Annotated in this window: 12 protein-coding genes; all 12 read right to left on the bottom strand. The window is 44.0% G+C overall.

Annotated elements, in window-relative coordinates; translation table 11 throughout:
* Positions 1 to 58: 58 nt before the first annotated feature.
* Positions 59 to 1,855 (bottom strand): hypothetical protein, encoded by a 1,797-nt coding sequence (locus P157_RS14050; RefSeq protein ID WP_230578499.1) that lies wholly within the window; start codon positions 1,853 to 1,855, stop codon positions 59 to 61.
* A gap of 52 nt (positions 1,856 to 1,907) precedes the next feature.
* Positions 1,908 to 3,587, bottom strand: coding sequence for an ATP-binding protein (locus P157_RS0106760; protein WP_026760318.1), 1,680 nt, complete (start codon positions 3,585 to 3,587; stop codon positions 1,908 to 1,910).
* 14 nt (positions 3,588 to 3,601) lie between these two features.
* A complete protein-coding gene (locus P157_RS0106755; protein WP_026760317.1) occupies positions 3,602 to 5,299 on the bottom strand; it encodes an ATP-binding protein in 1,698 nt (565 codons plus the stop codon).
* A gap of 12 nt (positions 5,300 to 5,311) precedes the next feature.
* A complete protein-coding gene (locus P157_RS0106750) occupies positions 5,312 to 6,484 on the bottom strand; it encodes a hypothetical protein (RefSeq protein WP_026760316.1) in 1,173 nt (390 codons plus the stop codon).
* 331 nt (positions 6,485 to 6,815) lie between these two features.
* Positions 6,816 to 7,610, bottom strand: coding sequence for an RNA-binding protein (locus P157_RS0106745; protein ID WP_026760315.1), 795 nt, complete (start codon positions 7,608 to 7,610; stop codon positions 6,816 to 6,818).
* Positions 7,611 to 7,622: 12 nt separating this feature from the next.
* Positions 7,623 to 8,126, bottom strand: a complete 504-nt coding sequence (locus tag P157_RS0106740) for a cell division protein SepF (RefSeq protein WP_026760314.1) — start codon at positions 8,124 to 8,126, stop codon at positions 7,623 to 7,625.
* 22 nt (positions 8,127 to 8,148) lie between these two features.
* Entirely contained in the window at positions 8,149 to 8,850 is a 702-nt protein-coding gene (locus tag P157_RS0106735; RefSeq protein WP_080695400.1) for a YggS family pyridoxal phosphate-dependent enzyme, read from the bottom strand.
* Positions 8,851 to 8,878: 28 nt separating this feature from the next.
* Positions 8,879 to 9,700, bottom strand: a complete 822-nt coding sequence (pgeF, locus tag P157_RS0106730; RefSeq protein WP_026760312.1) for a peptidoglycan editing factor PgeF — start codon at positions 9,698 to 9,700, stop codon at positions 8,879 to 8,881.
* A gap of 27 nt (positions 9,701 to 9,727) precedes the next feature.
* Complete coding sequence (locus P157_RS0106725) at positions 9,728 to 11,455, bottom strand: TIGR03960 family B12-binding radical SAM protein (RefSeq protein ID WP_026760311.1); 1,728 nt, start codon at positions 11,453 to 11,455, stop codon at positions 9,728 to 9,730.
* 29 nt (positions 11,456 to 11,484) lie between these two features.
* The gene (gene nrdR / locus P157_RS0106720) at positions 11,485 to 11,958 is read right to left on the bottom strand and encodes a transcriptional regulator NrdR (protein ID WP_026760310.1); all 474 of its coding nucleotides are present in this window, start codon (positions 11,956 to 11,958) and stop codon (positions 11,485 to 11,487) included.
* Complete coding sequence (locus P157_RS0106715; RefSeq protein ID WP_037368186.1) at positions 11,955 to 13,838, bottom strand: YgiQ family radical SAM protein; 1,884 nt, start codon at positions 13,836 to 13,838, stop codon at positions 11,955 to 11,957. Before P157_RS0106715 ends, nrdR begins: the two co-directional genes overlap by 4 nt.
* The gene (locus tag P157_RS0106710) at positions 13,838 to 14,674 is read right to left on the bottom strand and encodes a helix-turn-helix domain-containing protein (RefSeq protein ID WP_026760308.1); all 837 of its coding nucleotides are present in this window, start codon (positions 14,672 to 14,674) and stop codon (positions 13,838 to 13,840) included. Before P157_RS0106710 ends, P157_RS0106715 begins: the two co-directional genes overlap by 1 nt.
* Positions 14,675 to 14,735: the final 61 nt, after the last annotated feature.

Genomic DNA, 14,735 nt, shown 5'->3' with positions numbered 1-14,735 from the left:
CTTGAATCTTAAACTTACAAAAAAAATTATTTGATTTTCTCACTATACAATGATACTTCTAGTTATTCCTTGATTCAAAATCATCGCGAGTTATAGTATAATATCGTAAAACTTTCAAAACATCATAATCTGATGTTAAATGCTCTATGTTACTAAAGTCATTTGCGCCTATAATTTCTTCCAGTAGTAGTTTTTTTTCTGAAGATATACTAGATACTCTCTTAAATTCTTCCCACCACTCTGGTTCTAATCCATTACTCTTATAATATAATCTATATATTATCATTGCTTCTGGCATATACATGCGTTCCTTAAAACCCGCTTCGTCCTTGCCGAACGCTTCCTCAAAGAAAGATTTTCCCTTCCCTATCTTCCCCTTTGTAGAATTCAATATAGCTTGAACAGAACGAATAAATTTTCTATTCCAATGTTCACCTAAATATGTTCTATCTCTAAAATACTTAGGGTCTTGAATCGGATGGTATTTCATAGGAAAGGAATATATGCTAATTCCCAGTTCATCACAAAGGTCTACATTCTTTTTCATACGATAATACAGCTCAATAGGCTTATCTTGAAAGTTATACAAAAGATAATTTGATAAATGCGTAATTCCATTTTCGGCAGCTAATCTAACCGATTTCTCATAAACATCTCTTAATTTCCAATGGTCGAATGCAATACGGAGAGGGCGAATTGGAATTTCTGCCAGTTTCTTTATGTTTTTCTCATTAATAAGGCGTGAATCAATTCCTTGATTAAAGTCTACATATCTTGCTTTCGGCTTGTTTTTATATATCTTTTCAAATTTCGGAGCAAAGAAATCATCTACAGCTAATATATTCTCTACTGTCATAGTATGAATGTCATCTAGTTCATTCTCACTTAGAATATCTATGATTTCTTTTTTTTCATCAATATTCGTGGTTTTCTTTAACAATAAGTCGTATTGTTTTCTCAAACTCTTAATATAGGCAGGTATATTATAGCCATCACGAATATTTTTCATTGCTACATCATAATAATCTGGAGCAACATAATTATTCTCTTTAGTAAATCCAGATTCTTTTATTTCTTCAATGATATTATCAAAGTCAGTCGATGCTAAAACGTTATTATCCAACAATAATAAATTTCTTTTCTCACCAAATCTTTCTCTAGTTTCATTGATTTTATCTTTGATAGAAATATGGGTTTGATAGGTCGGTTCTAATTTAGGTACTACACAAAAAGCGCATTTATTAACGCATCCTCTAGTCATATACCCATAATAACCATCATGCTCTGGATACTTGTAATCAATTTCTTCTAAAATAGAATAATCCAACGGTAGTTTATCAATAATAATATCATTATTGTCTAACTCACCGCCCTTATCTAACAAGCCAACAATCGGTTTAATTCCTGTTTCTTGTTCCATTTCATGTGGCATTACGGATGCAGATATACCACCAACATAAACTTCCTCTGGGTCTTTACAGAATTGTTTGTAATAATTTATGGCATCTACAGTTTTTCCCCAGTAAAATGTAAAAAGTGTTGTAATACATACTCTATCCCATTGAGGATTTTCTAAATACTTCTTATTATAGTAATATTTACGATAGGATTCTAATGTCTTTTTTACCAACGGGGAGAATGATAACTCATACAATGATTCTAATAACTCTCGGCTACCTTTTCTTAGATATAAAGCTATATCATCCCAATGTGCGTTCCAATTAACACTCTTATCATTATTGTAAAGTGTTGATATAGTCAGCTTCATTGTTTCATTGATAGCAAAGTCAACATCAGTTCCTTTGTAAAAAGTAACTTCATCACCTAATCTGCGATGATACGTTGCCAATTTCATTAAACTCATGGGGGGATATTTATTTTTATAGTTAGGTTCTATAAGTAATACTTTACGAGGCATTATTTTTCTTCAATTCCTCCTGAATCTTTTGTATCAACGAATCTGCTTCGTCAAAAACCATGTTTTTATGGATAACATCATATATTCTAGAAACTATTTTTCTTTCGCTTTTATTCAAGGTACTTAGTTGGTCTACTAACAATTTAGGTTTCTTTTTCGTTTTATCTAATGGTTTATGTTGGTTTTTCGGCTTTTCTTTATCATCTTTAGTTTCTGGTTCTTCAATAATAGGAGTGCCTTTTTCCAGTTTCTCTTTAGCTTTTTCTATATCTATTTTACGTTCACCAGTAACAGCCTTAACTAACTTCGATAATGCCGAAGTAGCAGATTTCTTAGACTTGTTCTCTATGCGACTAATATCCTTAATCGCCTTTTCTGCTTTTTCTTTGGCTACTACCAACTCTTTTTTTAGTTTAGTTTCTTCTGTTGATGAAGAAAATCCTTTTTTCTTCTTTTCATTTATCGTTTTCTGCAACTCGCTATATTTTTCAAGTTTGTCGTATCCACTATTAATTGTACTACCATCTTTATATAGCCAATCCAAATTGTCAGAAATATATTTTTGTAAAGCATATTCAAGGTCTTTAACCTCATTGCTCTCATTGAAATAGTCCCTTCGTGCATTAGGGCGAAGATTTTTATTAGCTATTGTATGCACTTCACCAATAAAATAACCATTCCCACGGCGTTCCTTAAAAAACTTAGGACTTTCTGATAGAGTATCTCTATTACCAATAAGGATATTAAATTGGCGTAGCCTTAACCCTCTCATCGGATTGCCTAATTCATTTATTTGCGCCTTAAACGAAGAAATAGCATACCATATCCATGCAATAGGATGTCCCTTATCATCTCTGATAATATCAGCATGAATATCACTCAATGTATCAACTTGGGTTTTATGTCCATTGTTCACCTTATAGATATGATTAGTATAATTTTTCCTTATTTCTATTAAATCGCCCTCATCATATCGAATAAAGGTTTTATATGTATTTATAGGAGGTATTTCCTCTGAATGTTCCTTTACAAATCTTTCTATGTCTGGCTTTAACCAAAAAGAATCAATATAATCGACAGGTGCTACTTCAGATATGTACTGAATTACATCTTCCTCATCTAGCAACCTATCATTCTCGTCATTAACACCTAGCATCTCTACTCTAAAGAAATGCTTATCTTTGTCGCACGGAGTCTCTTCATAAGAAATAATATCATCTAACACTTGCTCTGCAGTATCATGATTATTAGTGTCACTTATGATAGCTCTAAGTTCTGTTGCATTCCAAATCATTGTTGTCTGGACAGACTCACCATAATATGATGTCACGAAGCGCAACTCTTTACAATATCCTACGCCGCCTAAACGACCAATTCCTCTAAATCCCTTTGATTCACCTTGAATTTTATCGGAATCTGCTACATTAGCCAGTCGTTTCTCTATTTCATTAGCAGGAATACCATTCGCATTATCTTCTATGAATATATTTCTATGTTTTTTGTCTAGTTCAATAATAATATGTAATTCTTCATCTGGAAAAGAATTATTCTTTCTTGCAATATCAATCTGGTCAGAAGAGTTCTGAATATACTCTCTATATACAATACGAGAATCATCATACATGGCTTGTGTTAAATGTTCAAGCGCATTTTTTCCTATCTTTGCCATACTCACACATCCTGTTACTTAAATTGTCTGTAAATCGGTAAGGGAAACTTTATATGCAACAATGAATTAAAGCTAAAGCTCTGGACTATATATTCACCCGGTTTCAACCTCGTCATCATGCTCTGATACACTTTCGGGATATATTTGTAGTTTGTTTTAGATACCTCAATAGCATTAGTACGCCCATAAGCAAATGCTGCACAGTTACCTGTAACCCTTGTATGAATCGCACTCATAAACTGTTCTGCACCAAATAAAACTACGCCTAAAGAACGCCCACGCTCTGCAATATCTAAAATCTGACGGATTATAGGAGAGTTTTTAGGTGTTTCCGTAGAAGCATATTTATTTAACTCGTCAATAAAGATAACAATTCTAGATGGAGGTTTTCTGCCATCCTCAAATACCTCAGTTTTCTCTCCCAACTGATAATCCATTATTTCACGAACTGTATTACCGAAAACAAACGCTTGCATATTGGAGTCAAGTTTTGCCATATCTACAACGTATACATCATTTGCTTTGATTTTTTGAATTTTATCAGCTATACGCACTTCACTATCATCTTCGTGAACAGTACCAAATAGGCAGTTATGAGATATAGACTTCTTTATCATACGAGCAAATTTGCGCCAACTCATTACAGGAATCTCTTTATCCTTGCTTGTATTTCCTGCCTTTCCCATGTCCTCAACAACTTCAATAAAGCGATTCCATTCAACTATATTATTAAATTTACCTTGACCACTAACTATATAATTTATAATCGCATCCATTGTTTGATTCGGGTCATCAATATTTGCAAACATTAAATCAAGATTCTGTTTATCTTTTTCATAATCAAATTTATATTCAAAGGCTTTTTTCTTAGATTTCTGTCTACTAAACTGGTCTTTATCTACATAGCTATTTTTAGTGTTATTGTTAGAGGCAGGATATAGATATGTTACATTCTGAAATGGTTTAGTAGTCAATCCCAAATCTTCATACTCTTTTAATACATTTTTTCTTATATCTTCATTATTCTCAAAATCGTTTATTTCATCGATAGCGAGTAAGTCCTTCCCCTTAACATTGAAAACTACAAAAGCAACGCCATCATCATATTCGCTTTCTTCCTGTTCTTCTGCCTTTTTAATATACTTATCCTGTATAGATTTTAATAAAAACATGGCATAAGAAGTCTTAGCTGCTAAACCAGAAATACCAGATATATTAAGATGTGCGCCCTCTGGACCAATTAAAAAATCAGAATTGATATTAACAGGTAAAGTTATCTTTTCTCCTGCATCTTCATACATTTCGAGGAAACCACAGCACACAGGATTCTTTATGTTATCTAATCCTAATGCCTTTTCTACTTCTTCTCTTGTGGCTAGGTATACCTTAGTATTACTTAATACTGGGGAATCAATATGTTTTGTATTTCCTACAACTTTTGCCTTTACACAATTCATACCAATTCTAAAGGTTGTATCTTCGATTTCAGCATCACCAAAATCATTTGATATAAAGCTAGACAGGAAACTTGCGGAATCCGTAATATGAGATATTTCTTCAATTACACCAAATGTCGTACTATTATTTAGGTGGTCAACTTTAACTACATCAAATGGATGCAATATCATTTCTGGTTGAGTCCAAAAACAAAAGGTATCAATGGTTGTGGGAACTTTCTCTGTTGCTATAACTTTTCCGATTGATTCTAACATTTTTAGCTCTCCTTAAAATAGGCTTAAAAATAAGCCATTACTCATATATTTACTTTTAGCATAAGTTTCCGTAACGTAAATAGGGTATAAATGATTTGCCCAACGGTTATCATTACCATAACATACAGGGTTTGATTCTTTTAATAAAAAAGCTGACAACATATCAATTAAATCGGTATTTACGCCATGCTTTACCTCATTGTCCTGTATTAACTTTTCTATCTTGATAACGCCATCAAAAACATTCTGCGTATACTTACTATCTCTTATACGCAAGTACCATACACAAAAAGAAACCCCTTCACCAGAGATTTTTGATTCGTAACAGTATGCAGGAGTACGTTCATTCTTTCGTAAACCTGCTATTATACTTGAATTAGTTCCTCCACCCTTTACATAACACTTAGTTGGATTAAATGATTTTGAAACGCCTATTACATACTGGTAATAATGTTTCATTTTGGCTTCGGACAAATTCATATTGTGGTTTTCAACAGCTTTATACTCCAATGAGCCATCTTTGATTAAATATGCTCCTGCTTTAACCTTATTTTCCTTAACTAAGCTAATAACAGCATTCTTTTCCTGCTCTATCATATAATCCTGTATCTTTGTTATGCCCTTATTTTCATACTTGGCATCTAAGTCCAGATTATATGGTATTATATCGTCTATGAATAGATTTTCGTTTTTGAATTTCTTTCGTGCTACAACTAATTTTTCACTTTTATTTATTTTATCTCTTAATTTAAGAGCATCATCGACTTTATCAAACTCTGATGGTAATGCACTATTGGGAACGGACATAACTAACTTCCGTCTAAAGAACTCCTGTTGCATCTTCTTTCCAACACGGCGACAACAACTAACGCCTACCTGCCCTGCTAATATAGGATATACATTCTTACCAAAGGACATATCATCTACTTTGTATGTATGCCTTGAACCATCTAGAAAATACTTGAACCATGACTCTTGACCTGCTAATTTCTGCTTAATGGCAGTTAAATCTCTAGGTTTAGTAAAGTGTTCGGTTTCTCCGTACTCTTTCCAGTTTACCTCTTGGTCTGCATCGTACTCTATGACAGAGTTGTTCGCTGTGTCGTAGCAGAACTTATGTGACTGATACCTTTTGCCATGTAGTTTCTTGGTAACTTTCTCAAACGTGTCCATTATTCCATCCATAAAAGCATTTCCCCTGTTAATTATACTCGTGAGCGGTAAAATTTACCAAATCCACTGTCTTCAGCTGTATTGATTGCTGGATAGCAATGAGAAAATTCACTGCTCGCGAGTATAATACTTATACAATTCACAAAATCAAATACAATAATATAAGATTATTGTATTTTGCTCATTATGATTTCGAGCAGAACAGCAACGTGTTGGTGCTGAGTCTGACGTTATCGAATTATCTGGTCAGCAAGAATCATTCACCTTATATATAGATTGTCGTTATGCAAAAAGCCCCCGTTTGAGAATGCCATTCTTCTTCGGGAGCTTACAAACAACATCATCACAAATATCTTTTTAACACCACAACCGTACGCCCTTTCTTGGTTGTACCTCTGACCTCAGCCACTTCCAGCCGCCCTCTGCCGCGCATGGAGAGGATGTCGCCTTCTTTGACATTCTGGGAGGCGCTTTTGGCGGGCTGCCAGTTGATTTTGAGTTTATCGGCGGCAATATCGGCAGCCGCTTTGCTGCGGGAGGAGCCGAAACCTGCGGCGGCGATGGAATCCACACGCAGAGAAGCTACTGTCGCGCGGATTTCCTTGCAGCGTTCTTCCTTGGGCGCGATGGTACTGAGGTCTGAACGTTCACATGCCACGCCGACCGCGCCGATTTTATCGAGGTTTGCAAGCAGGAAGTCTGCCATCTTTTCCTCGCAGATAATCTTGACGGAATCATTGGTGACGAGCAAATCGCCGATGGTATCGCGCTCGATGCCTTGCCCCATCAGCGCGCCCAAAACATCACGGTGACTGAGGCGGGCAAACTGGCCGTTCCATTTGGCTTCGATGCAGTCAATGCCAAAGCCTGTCGGCGTACCGACAAAATCCTCGTGGATGAAGATGGCTCTTGCCCGTTCTGCCCCCTGATAGCCGCCCGCAAAATCCACGCGGATATTGCCGTAGTTAGCGGCCACGGTTTCGGCAATTTCCTGCCCAAAGGGGTCAAGGAAGCCGGAGATGCGGAACTTCTGGGTGCGCAGAACATTTTCCGCTAAATCCACCAATTTGATGACGGTTTCTTCACCCTCAGTTCCTTTATAAAATCGAATGAGTTTTTCTTTTTGTTCACTTGCCATATGATGTGTCCCTTATTTTTTCAGCCAGGGCATTTCTGCCGAAACTTTCTTTTCCTCTTCCGTATAGCTCACGTTGACATTGCTCGGAGCACACAGGAATACATTATGCCCGACCTTCTTGATTTCGCCGTTGAGCGCATAGGTCGTGCCGCTGATGAAGTCGATAATGCGCTTGGCATCGTCAGCCTCGGTCTTTTCAAAGTTAATCACCACGGGCTTTTTCTCCCGGAGATTGTTCGCCACCTGCTGGGCATCGTCAAAGGTCTTAGGCTCAATGACGATAACCTTCATCTTCATATTGGTAACGGTACTGCTTTCCCGGGCAGAAGCTGCCGACTGAAAATCCACTACATTCCGGGAACTGTCGCTGCGATCATGATTCATAGCAAAACTCTCTTCCTCTTCTTCCGGTTCAAAATTCCGTTCTTCCTTAATTCTCTCTTCCTCGTAATCCAGCTTTTCATCCGCCGGATCCATCAGGCCCATTTTTCCACAAACTTTATCTATAATACTCATGATTAGTCCCCTTCATTACTCGTTAATACTGACGCGGCCCAAATATCGCCGTACCGACACGCACCACATTGGCGCCTTCTTCCACAGCGATTTCATAATCATGGGTCATTCCCATCGATAACATATCAATATTCGACGCAGGCAGACCCATTTCCTTTATCTGCTGATAAATTTTATACATTTCCCGAAATAGGGGGCGGCATTTTTCTACGTCATCATAGTTGGGAGCCATGCACATGAGGCCCCGCAAACGCAGATTAGGCAGTTTCGTCACCGCCTGCAGCACTTCCTGCAAATCCTCCCGGTAGACGCCGGACTTACTGTCCTCCTTGGCCAGATTGACTTGCACGAGGATATCCTGCACCTTGTCGATGCGAGCCGCCTCGCTGCTGATGGCCTCCGCCAAATGGAGACTGTCTACGGAGTGAATCAGGTCTGAAAATTTCACCGCCTGGCGCACCTTGTTGGTCTGCAAGTGACCGATAAGATGCCAGGTGACGCTATTGCCGATTTCGGCAAACTTGCCCTTGGCCTCCTGCACACGGTTTTCACCCACATTTGTGGCACCTGCAGCAATGGCTTCCCGCATAGCTGCCACATCGTGATTTTTGGTGACGGCCACCAATGTGACGGCCGCATCTTTCGGCACAGTGGTACGCCGCTGCTTGGCTGCTTCAATCTTTGCTGCAACATTCTGGTAACGCTCTGCTATTTCCTGCCCCAAAACACTCACCCCTGATTTCGTCGAATTATTAGTACTGATTCAGTGCAATGATGGCGGCCATGCGCCCGGTCTGTCCGCCATCCGCCCGATAGGAATAGAACCACTGGTGCTGGCAGTCCGTACAGGTATCAGCCATTTCAATATGATTCTTACAGATGCCTGCTTCGAGCAGCTGCAGACGGTTGGCCTCCCAGAGATTCACATAGAGCTGGCCATCTTTTTCGGAAATGATGTATTCAACATCCTTTGCGAAGGCTTCACGGAATTTTTCTGCGACCTCCTCACCTACGGCAAAGCAGCAAGGGCCAATGGACGGGCCAATGCCCGCGAGGATATCTGCCGGATTAGAACCAAACTCCTCCTGCATGCGATAGACGGTTTCGCGAGCGATTTTGGCCACGGTTCCTTTCCAACCGGCATGGGCAATTCCCACGGCCTGCTTCTCCGGGTCCAAGAAGATAACCGGAACGCAGTCGGCAAAGCACAGCATCAATGGCAGCCCCGGTTCATTGGTAATCAGGGCATCGGTACCTGCGATGGCATCCGCATAATCCTTAGCGCCTCTGCCGGCATCCGCCATGCTCACCCGCTGAATGTTCGCTCCATGAACCTGCTGCGGCGTCACCAGTTTTTCCGCTTTCAGCTCCAGCGCTTGAAAGAAACGCTGACGATTTTTCCAGACAATATCTGCTTCATCGCCCACATGCAGTGCCATATTCAGCCCCTTGTACGGCTTGACGCTTTCGCCCCCCAGACGGGCGCTGAAGGCATGCTGGCAGATTTTCTCATCGAAGGAAGTAAACTTCCCCCGCCACAGATTATTACCCATATGTTCGATTGCAAAACTCATTTGCTCACCCCGTTTGCCAACTCTCTATTATCCACATACACCACAGCGATGACAACCGTCAAAGCACTGTATGGTAGGTTTTAATTCTGCTGCTTTTTTCATTTCCTGATAGATGTATTCCCGGGTAAAGCCCATGTCGAGACTTTCCCAGGGGAAAAGTTCGTCTGCTTCCCGCTCACGGTAAAGGTAATCGTCCATGGCGAGGCCGCATTCCTTCATGGCCCGCTTAAATGCCTTGCTGCCGCCATTTTCACAGGCCAGCAGTAAGGCTTCGCCCACCTGTCTATCACCGCGGGCGAGCACTCCCTGTATATAGGCTTCCTTGGGAGATTCCACACCCACAATAATATTTTTGCGCTTGCGCAGGCCCTGTGTCAAGGTCTTGGCCGCTTTTTCCACATATTTCTTGTCGGCCATGGGCAGCCACTGGAAGGGTGTAAAGGGTTTGGGAATAAAGGGATTGACGCTAAGGGTCAGGGTTCCCTTGCTGCCATGTTCCTCCATATAATCCTTAAGGCGTCCGGCCAAATCCACGATAGCCTCCACGTCCTCGTCCTGCTCAAAGGGCAGGCCAATCATAATGTAGAGACGGAAGTGACGAATGCCCGCCGCCAGCCCCATATCCATGGCGTTAAAGAGATGTTCCTCCTCAATGCCCTTGTTGATGATGGCCCGCATGCGGCTGCTGCCCGCCTCTGGCGCCATGGTCAGCGTCTTGAGTCCGCTTTCAGCCAGAGAGTCCACCAGTTCTCTCGTTACGGAATCCGCGCGGAAGGAAGCCACGGACATCGAAAGCCCTTCCCCCAGGATATCCTTGCAAAGTTCGTTTATCTCCGGATAGTCCGAGATAGCCGCGCCCATCAGACCGATGCGCTTTTTATACTGCAGGGCGTCTTTGACCTCCCGCGTCACCACGGAAAGCGAGCGATTGCGGGGACGGCGGAAGCAGTAGCCCGCCATGCAGAAGCGGCAATGACGGCCACAGCCGCGCGCCGTTTCAATGAGGTAGAAGTTGAACTCCGTGTTCTCCGTACGCACCACGGTATGGGCTGGATACGCATCCAAATCCTGCAGCCACTGACGGCTGACTTTGGCAGGAACATTCTGCCCCGGAGCAATGGCCAGCAGGCGGCCATCCTCCCCATAGCGGTGTTCATAAAGAGACGGCACATAGACGCCCGGCACCTGCGCAAGACGCTGCAGCATTTCTGCGCGGGAAAGTCCCTCGCCGCGCGCCTGATAAAAGACATCCATCAGGGCAGGCATAATGACTTCGCCCTCGCCGATGACGAAAGCATCTATCACCGCCGACAACGGCTCGGGGTTAAAGGTGGCACAGGGGCCGCCGGCAATAACCAGCGGGTCCATATCGCCGCGCTCTGCCGCCCGCACGCGGACCTTGCCCAGCTCCAGCATCTTCACCACATTGAAATAGTCCATCTCAAAGGACAGGACAAAGGCAATCATGGCAAACTGCTGCAGCGGCAGCTGATTTTCCACACTCATAAGCGGTGTGCGGGTATTTTCATAACGCTCCAGACTCTTGCGCTCGGGCAGGAACACACGCTCGCAAGCGGTATCACTGCGCTTGTTTAAGAGCTCATAAATAATATGCAGCCCCAGATTGGACATGCCTACAAAATAGGAATTAGGATACGCCAGGGCCACAGGCAGACGAGTGCCCAAAGGATAGCGGTAATAACCTTCCTCTGCCGCCAGTTGTTCCTTTAACTCCTGTTTTAACGCCCAAGCCAAATGCCTTACTCCTTTTTCCTTACGCCTTACTACTTATCTTTTTCCTGTTCCTTATGGGCCTGCAATTCCTGCAGTTCCTCCATAAAGCTGCTGATGTCTGCAAACTTCCGGTACACCGAAGCAAAGCGGATATAAGCCACTTCATCAAAATTCTTGAGCTTGCTCATCACCAGCTTGCCGATTTCGGAGGCGGGTACTTCCTGCTCCATGGTATTGCGGATATCACGCTCAATATCATTGGTGAGGCTGGTAATGCTCTCTAGGGAAATATCCCGCTTATCGCAGGCCCGGATGATGCCGTTCAAAATCTTTTCCCGCTTAAAAACTTCGCGGCGGCCGTCATTCTTGACCACCATCAGCGGCTGTCGTTCCACCACTTCATAGGTGGTGAAGCGGCGGCCACAGGACGTACACTCCCGGCGGCGGCGGATGGTTGCCCCATCATCTGCCGACCGGGAATCTATTACTCGACTGTCGTTCTGTTTACAATATGGGCATTTCATCGCCGCACCTTCTTTATCGCTTTATTTTTCGGCCGATTCGCCTTTTGACTTGTCAATTTTGACTTGTCATTTTTTGACTTGTCAAATCGTTCGCCAGCCGGGCGCACCAGACATTTCTTGTCAAAGCCGATTAAGTCCGTACGCCCGGCTTTGGTGAGCGCCTTGCGCACAATGGCCTGATTCTTCGGCAGCCAATACTGCATCAAGGCCCGCTGCATCAGCTTGTCCTCCGGGGATTTGGCCGAGTAGACTTCTTCACCGGTCAGCGGGTCAAGGCCCGTGTACCACATGCAGGTGGAAAGGGTTCCCGGTGTGGGGATAAAATCCTGCACCTGCTGGGGATGATAGCCCTTGTCCCGGATAAATTCCGCCAGCTCAATGGCGTCTTCGAGTTTGGAACCGGGATGGCTGGACATGAAATAAGGCACCAAATACTGCTTCTTGCCCAGCTTTTTATTCATGGCCGTGAACTTGTCCACGAACCGTTCATAGACCTTGCGATTGCTCTTGCCCATCATGCGGGTCACCCGGTCAGTGATATGCTCCGGTGCAATCTTGAGCTGACCGCTGATGTGATGCTCGCAGAGTTCCCTCAAGAACTCATCCTTGGCCAGCAGCAGATAATCAAACCGCACGCCAGAACGCACAAAGACCTTCTTGACACCGGGAAGAGCCCGCAGTTCCCGCAGGAGTTTGATATAATCGCTGTGGTCGGCCACCAGATTCTTGCAGGGAATCGGTGACAGGCAGGGCTTGCCCCGGCAAGTGCCGCGCTCTAACTGGCCATCACAGCTCGTGCGGCGGAAGTTCGCCGTAGGGCCGCCCACATCATGGATATAGCCCTTGAAGCCCTTCTGCTGCGTCAGAATCTTCGCCTCACGCAATAGGGATTCGTGGCTGCGCCGCTGGATAATCCGTCCTTCGTGGGAGATAATCGCGCAGAAGTTGCAGCCGCCAAAACAGCCGCGCTGACTCAAGAGACTGAACTGCACCTCCGCAATGGCGGGCACACCGCCATCCTTGTCGTAAATGGGATGCCAGGTGCGCATATAGGGCAGGTCGTAAATCTCATCCATCTGCTCCTCTGTGAGGGGCTTGGCCGGTGGATTCTGCACCACACACCATTCATCATTCTGCTGGGCGAGCTTGCGGCCACGGAAAGCATCCTGCTCCAGATATTCGAGCTTAAAGGCCTCGGCAAATTTGCGCTTGTCCGCGCTTACTTCCTGATAGGACGGCAATGGCAGATAATCCCAAACGTAATCCATATTAGGCACCTTGTAGCAGGTCCCCTGCACATCCTGAATATTGCCAATCTCCACGCCCTGCTGCAAATCAGCAGCGACTTCAAGAAGCGCCTGCTCCCCCATACCGAAAATCAGCATGTCGGCACCACTGTCCACCAGCATGGAACGACGCACGGCATTCGACCAATAATCATAATGCGCCATGCGGCGCAGACTGGCCTCAATGCCACCGATGATAATGGGCACATCGGGATAAAGCTCCCGCAGGCGGTTGCAGTAGACTATAGTCGCCCGTTCCGGACGGAAGCCGGACCTGCCGCCCGGCGAATACGCATCCTGATGACGCATCTTTTTCGCCGCAGTAAACTTGTTGAGCAGGGAATCCATATTCCCTGCAGAGACAAGAAACCCCAGCCGTGGTTTTCCCAGGCGGTCAAAATCCCTGGTAGAATGCCAGTCCGGCTGGGGAATAATCCCTACTTTATAGCCATGCTTTTCGAGTAATCGGCAAAGAATGGCGGGACCGAAGCTGGGATGATCCACATAGGCATCGCCGGACACAAAGACAAAGTCCAGCTGCTCCCAGCCCCGTTCTTCCATATCCTTTTTGCTGATTGGCAAAAATTCATTCATTATTTCTTGCTGTCCTTCTTATCTGCCTGAGAAGCCTGACCGGCCTTATCCGGTGTGAACGTCTTTTCCACAACCTGGCCAATATCACCAGCCTTGCCCATATCCTGGCCATTCACTTTCATCTCTACAGCCCCGGCATTACCTGCGGTGATAACCACTTTTTCCTTGCCCTTCCAGGTTTCGGTCTTGCCCGGTTCAATCGTGCCTTCATAAACAGTCTTGCCATCGGCCACTACCTGCGTCCAGCACTTGTCCGTGAACTTAGCCACGAGCTCTACCCCATCCACTTTCTTGACGGCAGGCTGCTCTTTCGGCTGTTCATTTGCCGGCTGGCTCTTAACTGCAGGAGCCTTAGCCGTCTGCTGCGTAACGGTCTTAGTCGCAGTTTTCGGCGCATTGCTGTCATCCATGGCGAAGAGATAGTAAATCCCGCCGCCCACCAGCAGCACAATCAACGCAATCAACAATGTGTTCTGACGATTGCTCGGTGTGGATACCTGGTCGCGGTACTCGCTGCCCGTAGCCAGCTTGGCCTTTACCTCAGCCTTGTTGGCCTCTTCCGCTTCCGCCAGCTGCTGTTTTACTTCTTCGGCAGCAGCCACCTCTTCCGGATGGTTTTCTTCCATAAACTGGCGCACCACTGCGTCAGCATCAATCTTTAAGAAATTGGCATAGTTACGGATAAAGCCCTTGGCATAAACTGTCCCCGGCAGCTGTCCGTACTCACCCTTTTCAATCGCTTCTATATAGAGGGCACGAATACTGGTGCCCTTGGCAATGTCCTGAATTGTTAAATTTTGACGTTCACGCTCTGCGCGTAACTTATCACCGATCATGTCTGATTTTCCTCCCCATTTATCCAAAGTGCCCTTTACAAGCACTACCAAAAAACATTAT

Source organism: Selenomonas ruminantium AC2024, from assembly GCF_000687995.1.
Taxonomy (GTDB): Bacteria; Bacillota; Negativicutes; order Selenomonadales; family Selenomonadaceae; genus Selenomonas_A; species Selenomonas_A ruminantium_B.
This window is presented reverse-complemented; position numbering and strand designations above follow the sequence as displayed.

What these genes read in the sequence shown, in the direction of transcription:
- P157_RS0106745 (WP_026760315.1), bottom strand. Translation starts at nt 7,610, where the DNA reads ATGGCAAGTGAACAAAAAGAAAAACTCATTCGATTTTATAAAGGAACT.
- P157_RS0106750 (WP_026760316.1), bottom strand. Translation starts at nt 6,484, where the DNA reads ATGGATGGAATAATGGACACGTTTGAGAAAGTTACCAAGAAACTACAT.
- P157_RS0106710 (WP_026760308.1), bottom strand. Translation starts at nt 14,674, where the DNA reads ATGATCGGTGATAAGTTACGCGCAGAGCGTGAACGTCAAAATTTAACA.
- P157_RS0106715 (WP_037368186.1), bottom strand. Translation starts at nt 13,838, where the DNA reads ATGAATGAATTTTTGCCAATCAGCAAAAAGGATATGGAAGAACGGGGC.
- P157_RS14050 (WP_230578499.1), bottom strand. Translation starts at nt 1,855, where the DNA reads ATGAAATTGGCAACGTATCATCGCAGATTAGGTGATGAAGTTACTTTT.
- P157_RS0106760 (WP_026760318.1), bottom strand. Translation starts at nt 3,587, where the DNA reads ATGGCAAAGATAGGAAAAAATGCGCTTGAACATTTAACACAAGCCATG.
- nrdR (WP_026760310.1), bottom strand. Translation starts at nt 11,958, where the DNA reads ATGAAATGCCCATATTGTAAACAGAACGACAGTCGAGTAATAGATTCC.
- P157_RS0106755 (WP_026760317.1), bottom strand. Translation starts at nt 5,299, where the DNA reads ATGTTAGAATCAATCGGAAAAGTTATAGCAACAGAGAAAGTTCCCACA.
- pgeF (WP_026760312.1), bottom strand. Translation starts at nt 9,700, where the DNA reads ATGAGTTTTGCAATCGAACATATGGGTAATAATCTGTGGCGGGGGAAG.
- P157_RS0106740 (WP_026760314.1), bottom strand. Translation starts at nt 8,126, where the DNA reads ATGAGTATTATAGATAAAGTTTGTGGAAAAATGGGCCTGATGGATCCG.